General features: G+C 60.6%; 24 protein-coding genes. 12 read left to right on the top strand and 12 right to left on the bottom strand.

Annotated elements, in window-relative coordinates; all coding sequences use genetic code 11:
* Positions 1-24 precede the first annotated feature (24 nt).
* Positions 25-879: a LysR substrate-binding domain-containing protein gene (locus AACY42_RS03440; RefSeq protein ID WP_339477048.1), complete on the top strand. Its 855-nt coding sequence runs from the start codon at positions 25-27 to the stop codon at positions 877-879.
* Here AACY42_RS03440 and AACY42_RS03435 read toward each other — a convergent pair.
* On the bottom strand, positions 869-1618 hold the full coding sequence (locus AACY42_RS03435; RefSeq protein WP_339476529.1) for a sulfite exporter TauE/SafE family protein: 750 nt from the start codon (positions 1616-1618) through the stop codon (positions 869-871). The genes AACY42_RS03440 and AACY42_RS03435 overlap by 11 nt on opposite strands.
* A gap of 145 nt (positions 1619-1763) precedes the next feature.
* On the opposite strand from AACY42_RS03435, the gene AACY42_RS03430 reads away from it, so the two are divergent.
* From AACY42_RS03430 to AACY42_RS03420, 3 genes are all read left to right on the top strand, one after another.
* Positions 1764-2225 (top strand): MarR family winged helix-turn-helix transcriptional regulator, encoded by a 462-nt coding sequence (locus AACY42_RS03430; RefSeq protein WP_339476526.1) that lies wholly within the window; start codon positions 1764-1766, stop codon positions 2223-2225.
* 387 nt (positions 2226-2612) lie between these two features.
* On the top strand, positions 2613-3032 hold the full coding sequence (locus AACY42_RS03425) for an organic hydroperoxide resistance protein (RefSeq protein ID WP_339476523.1): 420 nt from the start codon (positions 2613-2615) through the stop codon (positions 3030-3032).
* A gap of 33 nt (positions 3033-3065) precedes the next feature.
* Positions 3066-4079: an alpha/beta hydrolase gene (locus AACY42_RS03420; protein ID WP_339476520.1), complete on the top strand. Its 1014-nt coding sequence runs from the start codon at positions 3066-3068 to the stop codon at positions 4077-4079.
* A gap of 251 nt (positions 4080-4330) precedes the next feature.
* Here the strand turns inward: AACY42_RS03420 and AACY42_RS03415 are convergent, their stop codons facing one another.
* Together AACY42_RS03415 and earP are read right to left on the bottom strand one after the other, a co-directional pair.
* Positions 4331-4900, bottom strand: coding sequence for an elongation factor P (locus AACY42_RS03415; RefSeq protein ID WP_339476517.1), 570 nt, complete (start codon positions 4898-4900; stop codon positions 4331-4333).
* Positions 4901-4948: 48 nt separating this feature from the next.
* Complete coding sequence (gene earP, locus AACY42_RS03410) at positions 4949-6082, bottom strand: elongation factor P maturation arginine rhamnosyltransferase EarP (RefSeq protein WP_339476515.1); 1134 nt, start codon at positions 6080-6082, stop codon at positions 4949-4951.
* A gap of 122 nt (positions 6083-6204) precedes the next feature.
* On the opposite strand from earP, the gene AACY42_RS03405 reads away from it, so the two are divergent.
* A complete protein-coding gene (locus tag AACY42_RS03405; protein WP_339476512.1) occupies positions 6205-6591 on the top strand; it encodes a hypothetical protein in 387 nt (128 codons plus the stop codon).
* A 2-nt stretch (positions 6592-6593) separates the two neighbouring features.
* Positions 6594-7076: a GreA/GreB family elongation factor gene (locus AACY42_RS03400; protein ID WP_339476510.1), complete on the top strand. Its 483-nt coding sequence runs from the start codon at positions 6594-6596 to the stop codon at positions 7074-7076.
* Between the two features lie 7 nt (positions 7077-7083).
* Here AACY42_RS03400 and cysB read toward each other — a convergent pair whose 3' ends face one another.
* From cysB to AACY42_RS03380, 4 genes are all read right to left on the bottom strand, one after another.
* Positions 7084-8058, bottom strand: a complete 975-nt coding sequence (gene cysB / locus AACY42_RS03395; RefSeq protein ID WP_339476507.1) for an HTH-type transcriptional regulator CysB — start codon at positions 8056-8058, stop codon at positions 7084-7086.
* Positions 8059-8168: 110 nt separating this feature from the next.
* The gene (locus AACY42_RS03390; protein WP_014337270.1) at positions 8169-8669 is read right to left on the bottom strand and encodes a universal stress protein; all 501 of its coding nucleotides are present in this window, start codon (positions 8667-8669) and stop codon (positions 8169-8171) included.
* Between the two features lie 96 nt (positions 8670-8765).
* Positions 8766-9671 carry a 5'-nucleotidase gene (locus AACY42_RS03385; protein WP_003199368.1) on the bottom strand — a complete coding sequence of 302 codons (906 nt, stop codon included), beginning with the start codon at positions 9669-9671 and terminating at the stop codon, positions 8766-8768.
* Between the two features lie 20 nt (positions 9672-9691).
* Positions 9692-10645: a putative 2-dehydropantoate 2-reductase gene (locus AACY42_RS03380; RefSeq protein ID WP_339476501.1), complete on the bottom strand. Its 954-nt coding sequence runs from the start codon at positions 10643-10645 to the stop codon at positions 9692-9694.
* A 268-nt stretch (positions 10646-10913) separates the two neighbouring features.
* On the opposite strand from AACY42_RS03380, the gene AACY42_RS03375 reads away from it, so the two are divergent.
* Positions 10914-11990, top strand: a complete 1077-nt coding sequence (locus AACY42_RS03375; protein WP_339476500.1) for a 3-deoxy-7-phosphoheptulonate synthase — start codon at positions 10914-10916, stop codon at positions 11988-11990.
* Positions 11991-12164: 174 nt separating this feature from the next.
* On the opposite strand, the gene AACY42_RS03370 is transcribed toward AACY42_RS03375, so the two are convergent.
* Positions 12165-12446 carry a GNAT family N-acetyltransferase gene (locus tag AACY42_RS03370; RefSeq protein ID WP_053120470.1) on the bottom strand — a complete coding sequence of 94 codons (282 nt, stop codon included), beginning with the start codon at positions 12444-12446 and terminating at the stop codon, positions 12165-12167.
* 634 nt (positions 12447-13080) lie between these two features.
* On the opposite strand from AACY42_RS03370, the gene oprI reads away from it, so the two are divergent.
* On the top strand, positions 13081-13332 hold the full coding sequence (gene oprI, locus AACY42_RS03365) for an outer membrane lipoprotei OprI (protein WP_003172710.1): 252 nt from the start codon (positions 13081-13083) through the stop codon (positions 13330-13332).
* Positions 13333-13471: 139 nt separating this feature from the next.
* Here the strand turns inward: oprI and AACY42_RS03360 are convergent, their stop codons facing one another.
* The 3 genes from AACY42_RS03360 to AACY42_RS03350 all read right to left on the bottom strand — a co-directional run bounded on the left by AACY42_RS03360 (position 13472) and on the right by AACY42_RS03350 (position 15633).
* Positions 13472-14443: a L,D-transpeptidase family protein gene (locus tag AACY42_RS03360; protein ID WP_339476493.1), complete on the bottom strand. Its 972-nt coding sequence runs from the start codon at positions 14441-14443 to the stop codon at positions 13472-13474.
* Between the two features lie 234 nt (positions 14444-14677).
* Positions 14678-14971 (bottom strand): hypothetical protein, encoded by a 294-nt coding sequence (locus AACY42_RS03355; RefSeq protein WP_339476491.1) that lies wholly within the window; start codon positions 14969-14971, stop codon positions 14678-14680.
* Positions 14972-15027: 56 nt separating this feature from the next.
* Positions 15028-15633, bottom strand: a complete 606-nt coding sequence (locus tag AACY42_RS03350; protein WP_339476489.1) for an arylesterase — start codon at positions 15631-15633, stop codon at positions 15028-15030.
* Between the two features lie 10 nt (positions 15634-15643).
* Here AACY42_RS03350 and AACY42_RS03345 point away from each other — a divergent pair, with 10 nt between their 5' ends.
* Genes AACY42_RS03345 through greB form a run of 3 tightly spaced genes read left to right on the top strand, consistent with a single transcriptional unit; the run spans position 15644 to position 19363 of the window.
* Positions 15644-16327, top strand: coding sequence for an ABC transporter ATP-binding protein (locus tag AACY42_RS03345; protein WP_339476487.1), 684 nt, complete (start codon positions 15644-15646; stop codon positions 16325-16327).
* Positions 16327-18831: an ABC transporter permease gene (locus tag AACY42_RS03340; protein WP_339476484.1), complete on the top strand. Its 2505-nt coding sequence runs from the start codon at positions 16327-16329 to the stop codon at positions 18829-18831. Before AACY42_RS03345 ends, AACY42_RS03340 begins: the two co-directional genes overlap by 1 nt.
* A 34-nt stretch (positions 18832-18865) precedes the next feature.
* Entirely contained in the window at positions 18866-19363 is a 498-nt protein-coding gene (greB, locus tag AACY42_RS03335; protein ID WP_339476482.1) for a transcription elongation factor GreB, read from the top strand.
* 8 nt (positions 19364-19371) lie between these two features.
* On the opposite strand, the gene AACY42_RS03330 is transcribed toward greB, so the two are convergent.
* A complete protein-coding gene (locus AACY42_RS03330) occupies positions 19372-19680 on the bottom strand; it encodes a class I SAM-dependent methyltransferase (RefSeq protein ID WP_212796954.1) in 309 nt (102 codons plus the stop codon).
* Between the two features lie 420 nt (positions 19681-20100).
* Between AACY42_RS03330 and AACY42_RS03325 the strand changes: the two genes are divergently transcribed.
* Positions 20101-20250 carry a hypothetical protein gene (locus tag AACY42_RS03325; RefSeq protein ID WP_339477074.1) on the top strand — a complete coding sequence of 50 codons (150 nt, stop codon included), beginning with the start codon at positions 20101-20103 and terminating at the stop codon, positions 20248-20250.
* Positions 20251-20505 lie beyond the last annotated feature (255 nt).

The raw sequence follows: 20505 nt of genomic DNA, 5'->3' as shown, positions 1-20505 counted from the left end.
CAATACATCTCGGAGATTGATCAATTGTCGAGTTACCCGAGCATCGATACGGAAGTGCTGCGAACCTTTGTCGCCATCGCCGACCAAGGTGGTTTCACCCGGGCCGGGGAATTGGTCAATCGCACCCAGTCTGCCGTCAGCATGCAGATGAAGCGGCTGGAAGAAGACGTATTGCAACGGCGGCTGTTCGAGCGTGATGGACGCCAGGTCAAGCTCACGGCCGAAGGCCAGGTGCTGCTGGGCTACGCTCGGCGGATCCTCAAGCTGCACAGCGAGGTGTTCAATACCCTGCGTGAACCGCACATGGTCGGCACGGTGCGCATCGGCACGCCGGACGATTACGTGATGCGCTTCCTGCCAGGCGTCCTGCAACGCTTCGCCCAGTTCTATCCGCTGATCGAAATTGAAGTGCACTGCGAGTCGTCCAAACAGTTGCTGCTGCGCCAGGACCTGGACCTGTCCATCGTCACCCGTAAACCTGGGGACGAAATCGGCCAGTTGCTGCGCAAGGAGCGCTTTGTCTGGGCCGAAGCCGCCTGCTTCAACGTCCATGAACAAACACCATTGCCGCTGGCGATGTTCAACAGTGACTGTTTCTGCCGGCAATGGGCCTGCAATGCGCTGGATGCCATGGGCCGCGACTATCGCGTGGCGTACAACAGCTCGAGCCTGTCAGCGCTCATGGCGGTGGTCGGCGCCGGCCTGGCAATCACGGCGCAACTGGAAAGCCTGCTGACCCCGGACATGCGCGTACTGGGCGAAGCTGAAGACCTGCCGGAACTGCCCGAGGCCAGCATCATGCTGATCCGTAACCTGCATAACCCATCGCCGATCACCGAGTGCCTGGCCGAGCACATCGTCGAAGGCTTCAAACTTTAAAGGCGAGCAGCACCGCGCACAGCACCAGGAAACCGCAGAACAGCCCGCGCAACAATCGCTCCGGCAAGGCGTGGGCGACTTTCACCCCCCAACTGATGCTCAGCAGGCCACCGACGGCCAGCGGCAGGCCGATGCTCCAGTCCACCTCATGGTGAAACGCATAAGTGGCAAGGGTCACGCCGGTACTGGGCAAGGCCAGCGCCAGGGATAACCCCTGGGCGACCACCTGGCTGATGCCAAAAATGCTGGTCAGGATCGGCGTCGCGACCACAGCCCCACCAACACCGAACAAACCGCCCATGATGCCGGATGCCGCCCCGAGCACGCCGAGCCAGGGCCAGCCATACCGCATCTGCGCCGAAGTCGGTGCGTTGGCGGCGAACATGCGGGCCAGGTTGTAGAGTGTCAGCGCGATCAGGAACGCGACGAAGCCGATCCGCATGCTGTTCGCGTCGATCCCCACGGCCCAGATCGAACCCAGCCAGGCAAAGCAGAACCCCATGGAAGCCAATGGCAGGACATGACGCAATTCGATGCGATTGCGCTGGTGATAGCGCCACAATGCGAGCATCACGTTGGGCACCACCATGACCAGTGCCGTACCTTGGGCCAGTTGCTGGTCGAGGCCGAACCAGACGCCCAGCACCGGAATGGCAATCAGGCCGCCACCGATCCCGAACAATCCCCCAAAGGTGCCCAGCACGGCACCAAACACCAAAAACTGCACAAATTCGAACAAGACGATTCCCCTTTCATCAGGATGCTTATCCTACGCAGTCGGTGCCGGAGGGGAAACGTCACCGCTGTTCAGGGCATCAGAATTATCTGGCGCATTAAAGATTCGCCCGCTAGATTCGTAACGATCATTGATTGAAGGTTTTGCCATGAACACCCTCCGCGACACCCCCGAAGCCTGCGAAGCCCTGCTGCTCGACAACCAGGTCTGTTTCGCCCTGCACTCCACCTCGCTACTGATGACAAAAGTCTACAAGCCCCTGCTACAGGCCCTGGGCCTGACGTATCCGCAATACCTGGCGATGATGGTGTTGTGGGAAAAGGACGGATTGACCGTCGGTGAAATCAGCACGCGCCTGCTGACAGACCCCGGCTCGCTGACGCCACTGCTCAAGCGCCTGGAGGCCGAAGGCCTGCTGAGCCGCACCCGCAGCCGTGAAGACGAACGCGTGGTGATTGTCGAACTCACCGAACAGGGCCGCGCCCTGCGCGAACAAGCCCTCGATATCCCCCAATGCATCCTCGCCGCCAGCGGCTTGAGTCTGGAGCAGTTGAAGAAGCTGCAGCTTGACCTGCAAGCGCTGCGCGGGCATTTGCAAGACAGCCTCTAATTCCAATTCCAGGCGCACCACCGCCCCCACAAGCCCAGAGTCAGCCTGGGATGCAGTGAACGCCGCAGATCCAATGTGGGCTTGCTCGCGAAGGCGGTGGCACATCCTGAATCATCTTTAACTGACCCGCCGCTTTCGCGAGCAAGCCCGCTCCCACAGGGCGACTGATGGCGAGCCTGAAGGTAGCGTTCAGCCTAGCGTCAAAAAAACCAAATCCTCTAAAACAGCTCTAGTTAAAGGGTTACACGCCCTTTCAGTGGCGCAAATTCGACTCGCCTCAAAAATTTATCTTGCGCGCAAAATATTAGCGCTATACATTCTCTTCGCACTTACTTAGCGCGCAAACATTTAGCGCAGCAACGCCAACCCAGAAACGAGGCTCTCATCATGCAAACTCTCTACACCGCAATCGCAACCTCCACTGGCGGCCGTGATGGTCGTGCGATCTCCAGTGACAACATCCTCGACGTCAAACTCGCCACGCCCAAGGAACTCGGCGGTGCAGGCGGTGCGGCGACCAACCCTGAGCAACTGTTCGCCGCCGGCTACTCGGCCTGCTTCATCGGCGCACTGAAATTCGTTGCCAGCCAGAGCAAACTCAAGATCCCGGACGACGCCTCGATTACCGCCCATGTCGGCATCGGCCAGATCCCCGGCGGTTTCGGCCTCGACATCGACCTGCACATCAGTCTGCCAGGGCTGGACCAGACCGACGCGCAAAGCCTGGTCGAGGCGGCTCACCAAGTCTGCCCGTACTCAAACGCCACCCGCGGCAACGTTGATGTGCGCCTGCACGTCACCGTCTGACCCACGCCTGGACTCGAACCTAAGGAGATGCATATGAACACGCTCCGCCAAGCCTTGACCGGCACCCTTCTCGCCCTCAGCGTCAGCAGTGCTTTCGCCGACGGCATCGTCGAACACAACACCCAGGCGTTTCTCGACGCGCTGAATGCCGGCACCGGCAAGCCCCTGGAGCAACTGTCGCCCAAGGACGCCCGCGCCGTATTGGTGGGTGCCCAGGCGGGGGTGAAACTGACCTTGCCCAAGGCCGACATCAGCGCGAAAACCATCCAGGTCGATGGCCAGCCGATCAGCCTGACCATCGTTCGCCCAGCCGGGGTCAAGGGCGAGCTGCCCGTGTTCATGTTCTTCCACGGCGGCGGCTGGGTATTGGGCGACTTCCCGACTCACGAACGCCTGGTTCGGGATCTGGTGGCGGGCTCGGGCGCTGTTGCGGTGTTCGTCAACTACACGCCCTCACCCGAGGCGCGTTACCCGGTGGCGATCAACCAGGCCTACGCCGCCACGAAATGGGTGGCCGAACACGGCAAGCAGATCAACGTCGACGGCAAACGCCTGGCCGTGGTGGGTAACAGCGTCGGTGGCAACATGGCGGCGGTGGTGGCCTTGATGGCGAAGGACAAAGGCACGCCGGCGATCCGTTTCCAGGCCTTGCTGTGGCCGGTGACCGATGCCAGCTTCGAGACGGCGTCCTACAACCAGTTCGCCGAAGGGCACTTCCTCAGTAAAAACATGATGAAGTGGTTCTGGGACAGCTACACCACCGATGCCGGGCAACGCAGCGAGATCTATGCCTCGCCGTTACGCGCCAGCACCACACAACTCAAGGGTCTGCCGCCGGCGCTGGTACAAACTGCCGAGGCCGACGTCTTGCGCGATGAGGGTGAAGCCTATGCCCGCAAGCTGGACGCGGCCGGTGTACCCGTCACGGCCGTACGCTACAACGGCATGATCCACGATTATGGCTTGCTCAACGTGGTCAGCCAGGTGCCCGCGGTACGTTCGGCGATGCTGCAGGTGTCGCAAGAGCTCAAGCAGCACCTGAAGTGACTGCACGCCGAAGCTTTTGTGGCGAGGGAGCTTGCTCCCGCTGGGCTGCGCTGTAGGAGCTGCCGAAGGCTGCGATCTTTTAACCTTTCGCTGAAACTCAAGTGTCTGGGAAAGATCGCAGCCTCGCTTCGCTCGACAGCTCCTACAGGCCCAGCGGGGAGCAAGCTCCCTCGCCACGGGAATTAGGGGTGTAGTCCTGAAATAAAAAAGCCCGACTCAATGGTCGGGCTTTTTCGTCCACAAGGCTTCGCTTATTTAGCGCGGCCTTTGTAGGAGCCGCCTTCGCGGGTATCGATTTCGATCTTGTCACCGATCTCGATGAAGTCAGCAACTTGCAGCTCAGTACCGTTGCTCAGTTTGGCAGGCTTCATGACCTTGCCGGAAGTGTCGCCGCGAGCGGAACCTTCAGTGTAGTCAACTACACGCACGATAGTGGTCGGCAGTTCCACGGAAACCAGGCGCTCTTCGAAGAACACGGCTTCGCAGACGTCGGTCATGCCTTCTTCGATGAACGGCAGAACGCTTTCGATGTCTTCGGCGTTCAGCTCGTACATGGTGTAGTCAGTGGTGTCCATGAACGTGTAGGTGTCGCCGCTGATGAAGGACAAGGTCGCTTCTTTGCGGTCGAGGATCACGTCGTCCAGCTTGTCGTCGGCGCTGTAGACTTTCTCGGTTTTGTAACCGGTCAGCAGGTTCTTCAGCTTGGTCTTCATGATCGCGCTGTTACGACCCGACTTGGTGAACTCAGCTTTCTGAACCAGCCAAGGATCGTTTTCGAGACGGATCACGGTCCCGGGTTTCAGTTCTTTACCAGTTTTCATTGCGAATATCCGAATTTGGATGGGATTTACAAAAATTTAGGCCGCGTATCATATCCAATTTACATAAAACTTCACCAGCGCTGCGGCAAGATCGGCTCGCGAGGCCTGTTCCAGACACCACGCCTGGGCATGTTCGGCCAGTTCCTGCTGCTGCTCACGGATGGTTATCCAATGCTCGGTCATGTCCTGGCCGGCATTCCAGGCCCGCCAAAGACCGCTGATCGCTTTTTGCGTCGCCTGCGAAAGCCCCTGATTGTAGAGCCTGAGAAACGCCTCGAGTTTTTCCAGGTGGACGTCTTCTTCCTGCTGGTAGATGTGCCAGAGCAACGGTCGGCCGGCCCATTGGGCGCGTACGAAGGAGTCCTCGCCACGCACGGCGTTGAAATCGCAACACCATAACAATTGATCGTACTGGTCCTGGCGAATGAACGGCAACACCTGCACCGTCAGTGCGCCGCGTCGATGTACCGCACCGACCTCAAGGTCATCGACCCCGAGCCAACGCTCGACATCACCCAGCACCCGTCCTTCGGGAACAAGCACATGAAACGCCTGGGCATCAGCGGCCATTGCGTCAAACCAACTCGCCAACCCGGCGTTCTCATAAGCAAACAGCGAGATCAGGCAGACATCCGGTGCACGCTCGACCCCCAGCCCTTGCAGGAACAGTCGTTGCGCCTCGGCATCCTGCTGAAATTGCCGACGGCGTTCCAGAAGACCCGCTTCACGCAGCAGGCCACCTGTTCCTTCCTGGAAGCCCGGGAAAAAGAAATATTTCTGCACGTGCTTGTATTTGACCGACGGTAGGCCGTGACAACCGATCACCCAGTCCTCGGCGCTCAAATAATCGAGGTTCATCCACAGGGGCGTCGTCTGGCGCGTGGCCATCGCATCCATGTAGGCGCTCGGCAGTTGACAGGCAAACGCGGCGATCACCACGTCGGCGGCTTCGGTGGGCGCCCACTCCACGGGCCAGTGACACACTTGCACGCCCTGCTGCCATTGCTCGGACAAGGTGACGTCGATTTCCGGACACAGTCGTTCGAAGGCACGCAGGTCATCGACCCATAGCCGCACCGCGCATCGATGCTCAGCCACCAACTGCCGAGCCAGGCGCCACGTGACACCAATGTCGCCATAGTTATCGACGACGGTGCAAAAAATATCCCAACGCACGGTCATTCCCGACTCCCTGTGGCAAAGGCCTGATTGTCCCGAATAAACCGATGACGCAGAAGAGCCGACGACGATTAATCTTCATGCGACAATCACCGCCAGCCCCATGACCCTGCCAGGAAGCAGCCATGCCCGATCACTCGACACCCTCGCGCCTCACGGCTTTGCAATTGACCTTCAGCATTGCCCTGGGCCTGTGGCTGGGGTTCCTTGCCATCGTGTTGACGGGCTGGCTGCTGTCCAGATTCGTGTTCAACGAACCACTGGCGCCCGTGGCCGCCGCCATCCATCAACTGGCGCAACCACCGGCGGTGCAACCACCCCCAGAGCCACCCACGCCGATGTTCGAGCAATATCAGCAAAACCTGCAAAGGAACGAGCAGCGCCAGGCGCTCGATCAGGCCCGTAGCAATCCGCACAACCTGTCCAACCCCAAGTGCCAGTTCTGGCTGCAACAGGACCAGAATGCGCCCAGTGAAAAAAGCCGCGCCAATGTGCTGCAATTCTGCGAATGATCATGAATAAACAGACCGTCCACCAGTTGATTCTCGACAAGCTCAAGATTGATCTCGACATCGCCGAGCGCGCCGCACAAACCGCCTACGAAACCGCGACCCACGAAGAAAACATCGCCGAGAACAAGTACGACACCTTGGGCCTGGAGGCGTCCTACCTCGCCGCCGGACAAGCCAGGCGCATGGAAGAAATCCGCCAGGCCCTCACCCTCTGCCAGAACCTGACGCTAAGGCCTTACGACGAGCAGCGCGGTATTCAGGTCGGCACCTTGATCGGGCTGGAAGATGAGGACGGCCGTCAGCAATGGCTGTTCCTGGGGCCGGATGCAGCGGGACTGAAGGTCTCGCTGGTGGGCCAGCCGATCACCGTCATCACCCCTCGCTCACCGCTGGGCCGCGGCCTGTTGGGCAAGTTCGAAGGGGATGAAGTAGAGATCGTGGTAGCGGGCGCCCGGCAACAGTTCGCTGTCACCGAGGCGATCTAGAAGGGTATTAGTGCACCGGCAGCTCGACGCCGTCGAACAACTCTTCGAGTTCTTGCTTATTGTGGCACTGGATGGCCTTGGCCATGACTTCCCGGGTCAGGTGCGGTGCAAATTTCTCGATGAAATCGCACATGAAACCGCGCAGGAAAGTGCCGCGCCGGAAGCCGATCTTGGTCACACTGGATTCGAACAACTCGCTGGCATCCAACACCACCAGGTCACTGTCGAGCTTGGTATCGACAGCCATCTTCGCAACGATGCCCACGCCCAGGCCCAGGCGAACGTAGGTCTTGATCACGTCGGCGTCGGCGGCGGTGAACACCACTTTCGGCGTCAGGCCACGATGGCTGAAGGCTTCATCAAGTTTGGAGCGACCCGTGAAACCGAATACGTAGGTCACGATCGGGTATTCGGCCAAGGCTTCGAGGGTCAACTTCGGCAGCTTGGTCAACGGGTGGCCCTGGGGCACGACCACGCAGCGGTTCCAGCGATAGCACGGCATCATCACCAGGTCCCCGAACAACTCCAGGGCCTCGGTGGCGATGGCGAAATCCACCGTGCCGTCGGCCGCCATCTCGGCGATCTGCATGGGCGAGCCTTGGTGCATGTGCAGCGCCACCTCGGGGTATTGCTTGATGAAATTGCTGATCACCGGCGGTAGCGCATAGCGGGCCTGGGTGTGGGTGGTGGCGATCGAGAGGGTGCCTTTTTTCTCGTTGGAGAATTCCTGGGCGATCTGCTTGATGCTTTCGACCTTGCGCAGGATCTCGCCGGCGGTGGTGATGATGCGCTCGCCGGCCGGAGTCACACGGGTCAGGTGTTTGCCACTGCGGGCGAAGACTTCGACGCCCAGCTCATCCTCCAACAGGCGGATCTGCTTGCTGATGCCAGGTTGCGACGTGTAAAGGCTTTGGGCAGTAGCGGAAACGTTGAGGTCGTGGTGCGCCACTTCCCAGATGTAGCGCAATTGTTGAAGCTTCATATGTATCCCTCAAAGCAGTTGGACGCCACGGGCATCAGCGACGGTATATAACTATATGAAAGGTTTCGACAATAAATCTAGAACTTTTTATAAAGCGCCATTATTTAGCCTCACGCCTCTCCCTGGCGTCGGCGCTGTACCAGCGGAACCAGGTAGACCGGCACCCGGGATAACTGCAATACCCGTGCAGCGGTCCTGCCCAAGGGGGTTTCACCGCTTGCCCCTTGGCAATGACTGCCTACGATCAGCAAATCGACGGAGAGTTTCGCAGCCTGCTCCAGGATGACCTGGGAAGGATCGCCCTGGTACACCCTGACCGACTTGATCAGTTTCAAGTCCTGCTGCCCTTCCCCCAACTCCTCGCGGAAACTGTCGAGCACCCGCTGTTCGATATTGGCCATCACCGTATTCAGACCTTGGCGGTGGAATTCGTTCAGCGCCTGCTCGTCGAGATAGCTTTGCAACACCGACTCGGCGAACAACCCCATCGGTTCTACCGCATGCACCACATACAACTCGGCTTCAAACGTCCGTGCTAACGCCAAGGCATGCTGCATCACATAAGGGGCGTACAGGCCCAGGTCTGTGGCGTACAGCATCGAACGAATCATGTGACCTCCTCGCGTGCCAAAATGGCGGAGATTGATTCAGCTTAGCAGTGCCTCGGGGACTGCGACGTGCGGCTTGATGCCCCGGACCCGAGGCAGTCAGGGCTTCATTTCGTTACTGATACCGTGGGGCACGTGACCGGTGGCGACCACCTCCCTGGCCAGTTCGCAATGGCCGGTCTGGTCATCGAAAAAAACATCGGCGGCGAAGGCTTCGAGGAAGGCCGATTTGGTCAGGCCGCCCAGGAACAACGACTCGTCCAGGCGAATATCCCACTCACGCAAGGTCCGGATGACCCGCTCGTGGGCCGGTGCCGAACGGGCCGTCACCAACGCCGTACGAATGGGGCAAGCGTCCTCGGGAAACTCGCGCTGCAGTGCATTGAGCGCCGCCAGGAATCCCTTGAACGGCCCGCCTCGCAGCGGCTCGCGAGCGGCCTGTCGCTCGCTGGCCTGGAAGGCTTCCAACCCATCGGCCTGATAGACCCGCTCCGACTCATCGGAAAACAGCACGGCATCGCCGTCGAAGGCAATGCGCAGTTCCTCGCTGGCCGCGCGACTGGCACCACCCGACAGGATGGTCGCAGCGGCAAACCCGGCGTCCAGGGCGCTGCGCACGTCTTCAGCGTGGGTGGATAAAAAGAGATCGCAACCGAACGCCTTGAGGTACGGGTAAGGGCTGCGGCCACCGACGAAAGCCGCGCGCGAGATAGCCAGCCCATAATGATGGATCGAGTTGAACACTCGAAGGCCGGTGTCGGCACTGTTGCGCGAAACCAGGATCACCTCGACCCGGGCACGCCCCAGATGCTCGTTGAGGTTCAGCAGCTTTTGCACCAAGGCGAAGGCGTCGCCGGGTGCCAGGACTTCGTCTTCATGCTCGATCTGGTATTGCCGATAGGCTTCGACGCCACTCGACAAGTACACCTTGTGGCTTTCCCTCAGGTCGAACAACGCCCGCGACGAGATCGCCAGTACCAGTTTGTCGTCGATGTTGTTTGCCATACCGCTCTCCTTTCGCCCGCTCAGCGGTTATATCGGTCCATGAACGCCAACGCCTGATACAAGGCTTCGATTTTCGGCAGCTCACACCCTGCCGCTTTCGCTGCCGCCAATGGCCGGCTATAGATCGCGTCCAGCTCCAGCGCACGCTTGTGGGAATAATCGTGGTACATGCTCGGCCAGTAGTCGGGCATCTTCTCGGTCATCGTGAACAGATACTCGGCATAACCCGGCGCGATGTGATGCCCGCAGGCTTGCGCACCGCGGACCACCTCCCCCATCAGTGCCTGGATCAATTCGCGGCTATGGTCGTTGGCCATCAACGGCGTGGTACTGGCGCCCAACAGAACCGAAAGGCCGTTGTATGGCACATTCCACACCAGCTTCTGCCAGCGGGCCTGTTGCAAGCCCGGCATGGCCTGGGCGTCGATACCGGCGCGGCGGAACAACGTCGTCGCCTCTTCGACGATCACCATGCGTTGTGCCTGATCGGCGCAAGGACCGCTGTGATAACCGACGTTGACCGCACCAAGGGCCTGGTGGGTGACGACACCAGGGCCGACGCGATGCACGCAGATCAGGCACAGGCCACCCAACAGGTGCAACGAATCGGGCAATAAAGGTCGAAGAGCGTCTTCGACATCCAGGCCGTTCTGCAGCAACAGGACTTTTGCACCATCAGCGGCAGCCTGGGTAATGGCCGGGGCCAGCTCGGCATTGCTGGTGGTCTTGGCGCCGACCAATAGCCAGTCGCAGGGCGGCATGTCGGCTGCCGAGCGATACGCCTGGACAGGGTTGAGGGCCAGCTCACCGTGAACCGCGCTGTCGATTCGCAAACCGGCGTCGGCCACGGCAGCAAATTCGCTGCGCAGTAAAAAGTGCACGTCAAAACCGGCACGCGCCAGCATCACGCCGTAGAACCCACCGATCGCCCCGGTGCCGATCATCCCGATCCGCGGTTTAACGCCTGCCTGCATCTTTGCAACTCCTCTGGTAAACGGCCCCTGCACACTATCAGCGCGAGCCGCATGGCGTGCAATCTTCATTACATCTGTTCACGAATCTGTTGCAGGGCCCTCTCCAAAGCCTTTTCCCCAGCCCATAGGGCATTAAACCCGTCCTCGCCCATTGTCGAGCCACCTCGTAACGCGATAAGGTTCGGCTCCCCGACGCGCTTAAAATCCGCTGTGCACCGCCGCTCGGGGATCGCTGGCGGCCGGCACCCGTGACCTGACGAGTAACACGATGGCTGATTTACCGATCAACGACCTTAACGTCGCCTCCAACGAGACCCTCATCACGCCTGACCAGCTCAAGCGCGATATCCCCCTGAGCGACACTGCCCTGCGCACCGTGACCAAGGGCCGGGAAGTCATCCGCAACATTCTGGACGGCACCGATCATCGCCTGTTCGTGGTCATCGGGCCCTGCTCGATCCATGACATCAAGGCCGCCCACGAATACGCCGAGCGCCTCAAGGTGCTGGCAGCGGAAGTCTGCGACACCTTGTACCTGGTCATGCGGGTGTATTTCGAGAAGCCTCGGACCACCGTCGGCTGGAAAGGCCTGATCAACGACCCGTACCTGGATGACTCCTTCAAGATCCAGGACGGCCTGCACATCGGTCGTCAACTGCTGCTGGACCTGGCCGAAATAGGCCTGCCCACGGCCACCGAAGCCCTGGACCCGATCTCGCCGCAATACTTGCAGGACCTGATCAGTTGGTCGGCCATCGGCGCGCGCACCACCGAGTCCCAGACCCACCGCGAAATGGCCTCCGGCCTGTCGTCGGCAGTGGGCTTCAAGAACGGCACCGACGGCGGCCTCACCGTGGCGATCAACGCCTTGCAGTCGGTCTCCAGCCCACACCGTTTCCTGGGTATCAACCAGGAAGGTGGCGTGTCGATCGTCACCACCAAGGGCAACGCCTACGGTCACGTGGTTCTGCGCGGTGGCAACGGCAAGCCGAACTACGATTCGGTCAGCGTTGCGTTGTGTGAACAGGCGCTGAACAAAGCCAAGATCAAACCGAACATCATGGTCGACTGCAGCCACGCCAACTCCAACAAGGACCCGGCACTGCAACCGCTGGTGATGGAGAACGTGGCCAACCAGATCCTGGAAGGCAACCAGTCGATCATCGGCCTGATGGTCGAAAGCCACTTGAACTGGGGCTGCCAGGCCATCCCGAAAGACCTCGCCGACTTGCAGTACGGCGTCTCCATCACCGATGCCTGCATCGACTGGAGCGCCACCGAGAACACCCTGCGCAGCATGCATGCCAAGCTCAAGGATGTGTTGCCGAAGCGGCAGCGTGGCTGAGAAAGATCGCAGCCTCGTTTCACTCGACAGCTCCTACGCAGCTCCTACACCGCCCCTACGCATATTTGGAGCGGGATGTAGGAGTTGGCGAAGCCTGCGATCTTCTGCGCTCCTCCAGACACAAAAAAACGCCGGGCTTTTCAGCCCGGCGTTTTTTTATGGGAATCCGTTTTCTCAGAGTTTCGCCGCGTGCCGCTGGTGACGCTCCATGTAACGCTCCACGTAGGAGCAGGACGGGATCACCGTGTAGCCCATTTCTTCGGCGTACTGCAGCGCCCTTTCGGTCAACGCCGCCGCGATGCCCCTGCCGCGCAAGGCGTTGGGCACAAAAGTGCGATAGATATCCAGGGTCTGCTTGCCCAGGTCCATATAGGTCAGATAGGCACGATGACCGTCCACATTGGTCTCGAACTGATGACCGGCCTGGTCATGGTGGATGGTAACCGCCTCGCTCATCACTACTCCTCGCGGGTCTGAATGCCGACCCCTACCTTACCGATGTTTTTCCGGCGAAGGAACATCTACGCCACCCCGTGCCTGCCTGGTCACCGAGCGCCAAAACCGATCCGCTCAAACCCGAGCACGTCGTGAATAGTAGGCACCAATGACGTAAATGCTCAAGACACGCCTGTCATCGAGGGGTAAACCTCGTCGGGTTTATCGATTGAGCGCCATGGGCGCGCTGCAGTCGGTCACGGTGCAATAGCTGAACATCGCCAGTTGTTGAGTCTTGAGACGAGCGCGCCTAGTTAAAGTCACCGCCAATACCAATAAAGATGCCTGGGACACTGCACAAAAAATGTACAAAAGTGTAGGAGAATCAATAAACAACGGCGTTAGCGAGGGCTGCAAGAGTTCTCCGCCGCTGCGGAACTTTTTTTCGTTGACGCGCTCCAGCCAAGGGCTTTGGGGTGAATATTTTTTAAACACCTCTTGGAAAAGTTGCTCGAAAAAGAATCACCGCCTACAATTTTTTTGCTTCTTGCGCTACGTCAGTTTACTTACTACAAGTAATGGGTAGTATGTACGCCGGCTAACTCCTCAGTCTGGGGAGACAGTCACTAATAGAATGTCCTTGAAGGGGAACACGATGAACAACGTTCTGAAATTCTCTGCTCTGGCTCTGGCCGCAGTTCTGGCTACCGGTTGCAGCAGCGTATCGAAAGAAACCGAAGCACGTCTGACTGCTACCGAAGACGCAGCAGCTCGCTCCCAGGCTCGTGCAGACGAAGCTTATCGTAAAGCTGATGAAGCTCTGGCTGCTGCTCAAAAAGCACAACAGACTGCTGACGAAGCTAACGAGCGTGCTCTGCGCATGCTGGAAAAAGCTAGCCGCAAGTAATAGTCCTTCGGGATTGTTATCGAGCCGACCCATTTTTGGGTCGGCTTTTTTTTGACTTGAGAGCTATTGCCCAGTGTTTTCCCAGGCAATAAAAAACCCGCCAACATCGCGAAACGTCGACGGGTTGTTATCGAGACCTTTACTGCTGCAAATCGATCGGCGCGCTCGTGACCATCGGCGTCGAGGTATTCGGAACAGCGATTTGCACCGGCATGCCATCTTCGGCCGCCACCACATCCCGCACCACATCCCAGTCCATGCGCAAGTTGCTGGTGATGTCTTCACGCTTGAGCATCGCGTTGATCACCGCGGTGTGCTTGTCCACCACCGACGGGTTGCCCTTGTCGTCCAACGGTGTGTGAGCTTCCAGGTACACCTTGCCACCGCTCAAGCCCAGCTTGTAGGGCTCGCTGATGATCCGCACCGATGTGCCCACCGGCACCATGCCGGCCATTTCCAGTACGTTGTTGTTGAACATCCGGAAGCAGCCGTGGCTGGTCCGCATGCCGATGCCGAACTTCTTGTTCGAACCATGGATCAGGTAGCCAGGGGTGCCCAGGGTGAACTTGAAGGGACCCAGCGGGTTATCTGGGCCGGCGGGCACGACATTGGGTAGCGGGTCGCCGTCAGCGGCGTGTTCGGCCTTGATCGATGCCGGCGGGGTCCAGGTCGGGTTCGGCGTCTTGGCAATGATACTGGTGTGGGCGATCGGCGACCCCCAGCCCTCGCGCCCAATCCCCAGCGGAAAGGTGTAGACCACGTTCCGCCCCTTGGGGAAATAGTAGAGACGGTACTCGGCAAGGTTGATCACGATGCCTTCGCGCGGGCCCGGCGGCAGGATGAAGCGAGTCGGCAGGACGATCTCGGCGCCGGCGCCCGGCAACCAGGGATCGACCCCCGGGTTGGCGGCGACCATCTCGTTGTAGCCCAGGTCATGGGTGGTGCCCAGGTCGGCGAAGGTGTCTTCGTATTTGGCCTTGATCACCTGCACCTGGCCAACGATGTCTTCACCCGGCGGTGGCAGAGGCAGCTCCAGGGCGGCAACGGGGCCCACCACACACAGGGCGGCAAGAGACAGGCAGCGGGCGACGGCAGGCAAGCGCGGCAACATCCGGGAAATCCTTCGCAGATCGAACTGGGGTATGAAAACGGCGATTGTACACTGCCACCTGTTATTTCGGGGAGAGCGGTACAGCGGCGTCCGATGCACAGCATTGTTTCAGGCGCTCACACAGATGAAGGGTTCGACACAAATCCCTGTGGGTGGGTCTGCTTGCATTTATGTTGAATGTGCCGCTGCCATCGCGAGCAGGCTCGCTCACAAGGGACATGTCGGGAATCCGGATTACAGCTCGAACCGCAGCTCCGGCCAGATTGGCGAGGTGCCGCGCTTCTGGGACTCCAGAATCGCCCGGCACAACGAGCACAGGCGCTGATCCTGGAAAATCTTGCGATCGACGCTCGACCAGCGCGGCTGGGCCGGCAGCAGGCTGCCGCAGAGGGTCCGGTCGGCCGAGCCACCCAGCTCCAACTGCCGGGTCACCAGGTGCACCCGTGCTTCCTGGCAGGCGAACAGATCCAGCTGCTCGTCAGGCTCGATCAGTTGGTAGGCAAACAGGGACCAGGCGGGACGCGGCATCGGGGGCTCCAAATCGGGGGCGCCACATTAGCCGAAAGCCCGTCTGTAGAAAAGCGTCAAAGCAGCGGTTTCAGTGTCGGCCAGACATTTTCCAGCAACTTGCCCTGGGCCGCGACGGACGGGTGCAATCCGTCGCCTTGCATCATGGTCGGGACGCCACCGATGTCCTTGAGAAAAAACGGCACCAACGGGACTTTTTTCTCCTCGGCCAGGGTGCTATAGACCCGAGCAAAGGCATCGGTGTAGCGCCGTCCGTAATTGGGTGGCAGTTGCATGCCCAGCAAAAGCACCTGGGCACCGCTCGCGCGGGCGCTGTCTATCATCGCTGCAAGGTTTTGTTGCAATTGCGTTGGCGGCTGTCCGCGCAAGCCATCGTTGCCGCCCAGCTCCAGGATCACCAGGTCCGGCTTATGGGCTGCAAGCAGCGCCGGCAGCCGCGCCTGACCTCCGGCACTGGTGTCGCCACTGATGGAGGCGTTGACCACTTTATCGTCAAAACCCTCGGCCTTGAGCCGTTGCTCGAGCAACGACACCCACCCTTGCCGGGTATCCAGGCCGAAAGCCGCGCTGATACTATCGCCAACGATCAGGACTGTACCCGCCGCTGCGTTCTGGGCCATGCACATCAAGGCCAGGCCGGCACTCAAAAACCACACACGCATCGGACTCTCCATGGGCTCAAGCATTCTCACCGCGACAGACCTTAGCAAAGTGGTCTCCAGCGCGGAAGGTGAACTGACCATCTTGCACGAACTCAGCCTGGAACTGAACAAAGGCGATAGCCTGGCCATCGTCGGCGCGTCCGGTTCCGGAAAATCCACCCTCCTGGGCTTGCTGGCCGGCCTCGACCTGCCTAGCAGCGGTGAAGTGACGCTCGCCGGCCAGGCCCTCAGCGCACTGGATGAAGACCAGCGTGCACGGATCCGCGCAGAGCATGTCGGTTTCGTCTTCCAGTCGTTCCAATTGCTCGACAGCCTCAATGCACTGGAAAACGTCATGCTGCCGCTGGAACTGGACGGACGCAAGGATGCCCGCGAACGGGCCACCCAACTGTTGCAGCGCGTCGGCCTGGGCCTGCGCCTGACGCACTCGCCGCGTCAGCTCTCCGGCGGCGAACAACAACGCGTGGCGATTGCCCGTGCCTTTGCCGCCGAACCCGACGTGCTGTTTGCCGACGAACCCACCGGCAACCTCGACAGCCACACTGGCGAACGCATCAGCGACCTGTTGTTCGAATTGAACAAGGAACGCGGCACGACCCTGGTGCTGGTAACCCATGATGAACGCTTGGCGCATCGCTGCCGGCGCCTGATCCGACTTGAAGCCGGCGAGATGGTCGCCCCTCTGGAGCCTTGATGGCACGCTTGCCGCTGTTGCGCCTGTTCAGTCTCGCTGTCCGTCAATTGCTTCGCGATGCTCGCGCCGGTGAGTTGCGGGTGTTGTTCTTCGCCCTGCTCGTGGCCGTGGCGGCCAGTACCGCCATCGGTTACTTCGGTGCCCGCCTCAACGGCGCGATGATGATGCGCGCCACCGAGTTCCTCGGTGCCGACCTGCTGCTCGAAGGCAGCTCTCCCGCCCGCCCGGAACAGATCCGCAGCGGCACCGAACTGGGGCTGGAACACGCCCGGGTCGTGGAGTTCTCCAGTGTCGTGGCCACCGACAATGGTATCCAGCTGTCCAGCGTCAAGGCGGCTGATGACAGCTACCCCTTGCGCGGCGAGCTGAAAAGCACCCCAACCCCGTTCGCCCCGGAAGAAACCGGCGGACGTCCGAACCCTGGCGAGGCCTGGGTCGAAGCCCGGCTGCTGACCGCACTGGACCTGAAGATCGGCGACAGCATCGACGTCGGCAACCAGACCTTGCGCCTGAGCCGCGTACTGACGTATGAACCCGATCGCGCCGGCAACTTCTACAGCCTCACCCCGCGGGTGCTGATCAACCTCAAGGACCTGGAAGCCACTGGCGTGGTCCAACCGGGCAGCCGTGTCAGCTATCGCGACCTGTGGCGTGGCCCGGCACCGTCGCTGCAAACCTACCGCGACCTGGTCAAGCCTGGCCTTGAACCCAATCAGCGCTTGCAGGATGCCCGCGACGGCAACCGGCAGATCGGTGGTGCCCTGGGCAAGGCCGAACGCTACCTGAACATGGCCAGCCTGGTGGCGGTGTTGCTGTCCGGCGTCGCCGTCGCGCTCTCGGCCAACCGCTTTGCCACCCGACGTTTCGATGCCAGCGCGCTGCTGCGCTGCCTGGGCCTGTCACGCCGGGAAACCATGGTGCTGTTCAGCCTGCAATTGACGGTGTTGGGCCTGCTCGCCAGTATCAGTGGCGCCCTGCTCGGCTGGATCGCCCAGTTAGGCCTGTTCGCCCTGCTGCATGACCTGCTGCCCGCCACCGTTCCGCCGGGGGGCCTGCTGCCGGCGATCGCCGGGATCGGTACCGGGCTGGTGGCGTTGGCAGGGTTCGCCCTGCCGCCACTGGCAGCGCTGGGTCGGGTACCGCCGTTGCGCGTACTGCGCCGGGACATGCTGCCGATCCCCTCCAGCTCCTGGGTGATCTACGGTGCGGCGCTGGGCGCCTTGGGCCTGATCATGTGGCGCCTGAGCCTGGACCTGGTCCTCACCTTCGCCCTGCTGGGCGGTGGCGTCGTGGCCGCCCTGGTGCTTGGCGGCTTGTTGCTGCTGCTGCTCCAGAGCCTGCGTCGCCTGCTGGCCCGCGCCTCCCTGCCCTGGCGGCTGGGCCTCGGCCAATTGCTCCGTCACCCCTTGGCGGCGGCCGGCCAGGCCCTGGCGTTCGGCCTGATCCTGTTGTCCATGGCGTTGATCGCGCTGTTACGCGGCGAATTGCTGGACACCTGGCAAAACCAGTTGCCAAAAAACGCCCCGAACTACTTCGCCCTGAACATCCTGCCCAACGACAAACAGGCCTTCACCGACAAGCTGCTGGCACTGTCGGCGCAATCGGCGCCGCTCTACCCCGTGGTTCCCGGACGCCTCATCAGCATCAATGGCGAACCGGCGACAGAGTTCGTCACCAAGGACTCGGCGGGTGACCGGGCGCTGCAACGTGACCTGAGCCTGACCTGGGCGGCGGACCTGCCGGCGGGCAACATCGTCACCGCTGGGACCTGGTGGCCGCAGCAGCCACCGGACGACATCCCCGGGGTTTCGGTGGAAGGCAAGGTGGCCGAGAACCTCAAGATCAAACTGGGCGACCGCCTGGTGTTCAGCGTGGGCGGCGTCAACCGTGAAGCGAAGGTCACCAGCCTGCGGGAGATCAACTGGGACAATTTCCAGCCCAACTTCTTCATGATCTTCCAGCCCGGCACCTTGAAGGATCTGCCGACGACCTATCTCACCAGTTTCTACCTGGCGCCGGGCCACGACCAACAGATCGTCGACCTGTCCCGAGCCTTTCCGGCGGTGACGATCCTGCAAGTCGAGGCTTTGCTCGAGCAACTGCGCAGCATTCTGGCCCAGGTGACCCTGGCGGTGGAATATGTGTTGCTGTTTGTACTGGCAGCGGGGATGGCGGTGCTGTTTTCCGGCCTGCAAGCGACCCTCGACGAGCGCATTCGCCAAGGCGCGCTATTGCGCGCACTGGGCGCCGAACGGCCCCTGCTGGTCAAGGCCCGGCGCATCGAGTTCGGCCTGCTCGGCGCCGTCAGTGGCCTGCTTGCGGCCCTGGGTTCGGAACTGGTGAGCCTGGTGCTTTACCGGTACGCCTTCGACCTGCCCTGGCATCCGCATCCATGGCTGTTGGCATTGCCACTGCTGGGGGCCTTGCTGATCGGCACGGCCGGAGTGTTTGGCACCCGTCGAGCGCTCAATGCCAGCCCGCTGACAGTATTGCGCGAGGGTTGATAGACTCCCGGCTTCGCTAATACAAGAAGTTGCCATGAGCCGCTATCGCCCTCCCCGCACCGCCGGCACCGCGCTGATCACCCCCGAGGGTGAAGCGCGGATGCGCGCTGAATTCCATGAGCTGTGGCATGTGCGCCGCCCCCAGGTGACCCAGGCGGTCAGCGAGGCAGCGGCCCAGGGTGATCGTTCGGAAAACGCCGAATACACCTACGGCAAGAAGATGCTGCGGGAAATCGACAGTCGCGTGCGTTTCCTCACCAAGCGCCTTGAGGCGCTCAAAGTGGTCAGTGAAAAACCCAGCGATCCGAACAAGGTGTACTTCGGTGCCTGGGTGACAGTCGAGGATGAGGATGGCAACGAAGCCCGCTATCGCATCGTGGGGCCCGATGAATTGGACTTGAAGCAGAACCTGATCAGCATCGACTCACCGCTGGCAAGGGCATTGATCGGCAAGGCCCTGGATGCCGAGGTCAGCGTCCAGACGCCTACCGGCGAGAAACGGGTCTACATCGTGGACATCGCGTATCCGTAATCCTCGCCTCAGCGGCGCGTGATCAATCCCTGCCGGGCGACACGGGTCAACTGCCGGATCATTTCAGGAGCGTCCGCCGCACAGGGGGACTGGATGACAGCCAGGTCGAAACTGTCATTGGCGAACCGCGCCAGTGACTCGCCGTCTTCGACAAACTGGATCAGGAAAGCAGCGGGCCCATGGTTACGACGCGGCCAGCCGTCGAGATAGCGCAAAAGCGTTGGCTGGTGAGTGCCGCCCAGGAGAATTTTCGGATTGCGTTGCACAAGGTTCGCCGTAATCGGCGCAAGACGTACTAGGGGGCTGGGTGCGTTCATCGTGTCGTGTCTCTGCCTCAAAAGTCTGCATGGCAGGTGAGAGGCAACACCGAACCAGCGCTTTAGCGGTATTTCGAAGCCTTGTCTTCGGCTTCTATCGGCGACTGGATTGAGTCACCTGGCGCCCCGCAAGTAGCTGTTTAAATCGGCGCATGAGCGGCATCCTAGAGAAGCTGACTGGCCAGTGTCAAGAATCACTCCGCATAAAAAGGCCCGTCTTGTACCTAATGCTGTTCACCTAAGCCACCATTATTGAAGATTCTGATTATCTGTTCCGAGAGGCATGGTTTGGTGTGTATATCCATTGCTGCGGTAACGGCTGCTTAGGGTTCCGCTCTTACAGCGGGTCACTTTTGGAAGAGCGCCAAAAGTAACCAAAAGCGCTTTGCCCCACCACTCGGTGCCTCGCCTAGGCTCGGCATGCCCTCACTCCGGCATTGCTCCGTGGGCCGCCGCGAAGGGCCATCCATGGCCCAGCGCGGCTACCTCGGCATCCATGCCGAGGTGCCCACTGCGCAATGCCTGCGTTCGGCCAGCGTGGTTAACGGGGCGCCCCAGATCAAGATCTAAAGCAAGAGCAAGAGCAAGACCGGGGGACACATGCCAGCATTTTTGGGGCTGAGCCACCGCTATCGCGAGCAAGCTCGCTCCCACACAGAATCTCCAGTGAACACAAAATTATGTCCGACACAAAACCACTGTGGGAGATTCTATGGTGCAGGGCTACCCCTTAAATGCCCTTCGGTAAGTATTCGCTCTGGTTCTTCAGCAGGGCGAATACTACTCGGGCAAGCTTGCGGGCCAGTGCCACTAATGCTTCGGTTG

Origin of the sequence: Pseudomonas sp. RL_5y_Pfl2_73 (assembly GCF_963970515.1) — a bacterium.
Taxonomy (GTDB): Bacteria; Pseudomonadota; Gammaproteobacteria; order Pseudomonadales; family Pseudomonadaceae; genus Aquipseudomonas.
The sequence above is the reverse complement of the archived record's forward strand: the minus strand, read 5'-3'. Positions and strand labels throughout refer to the sequence as shown.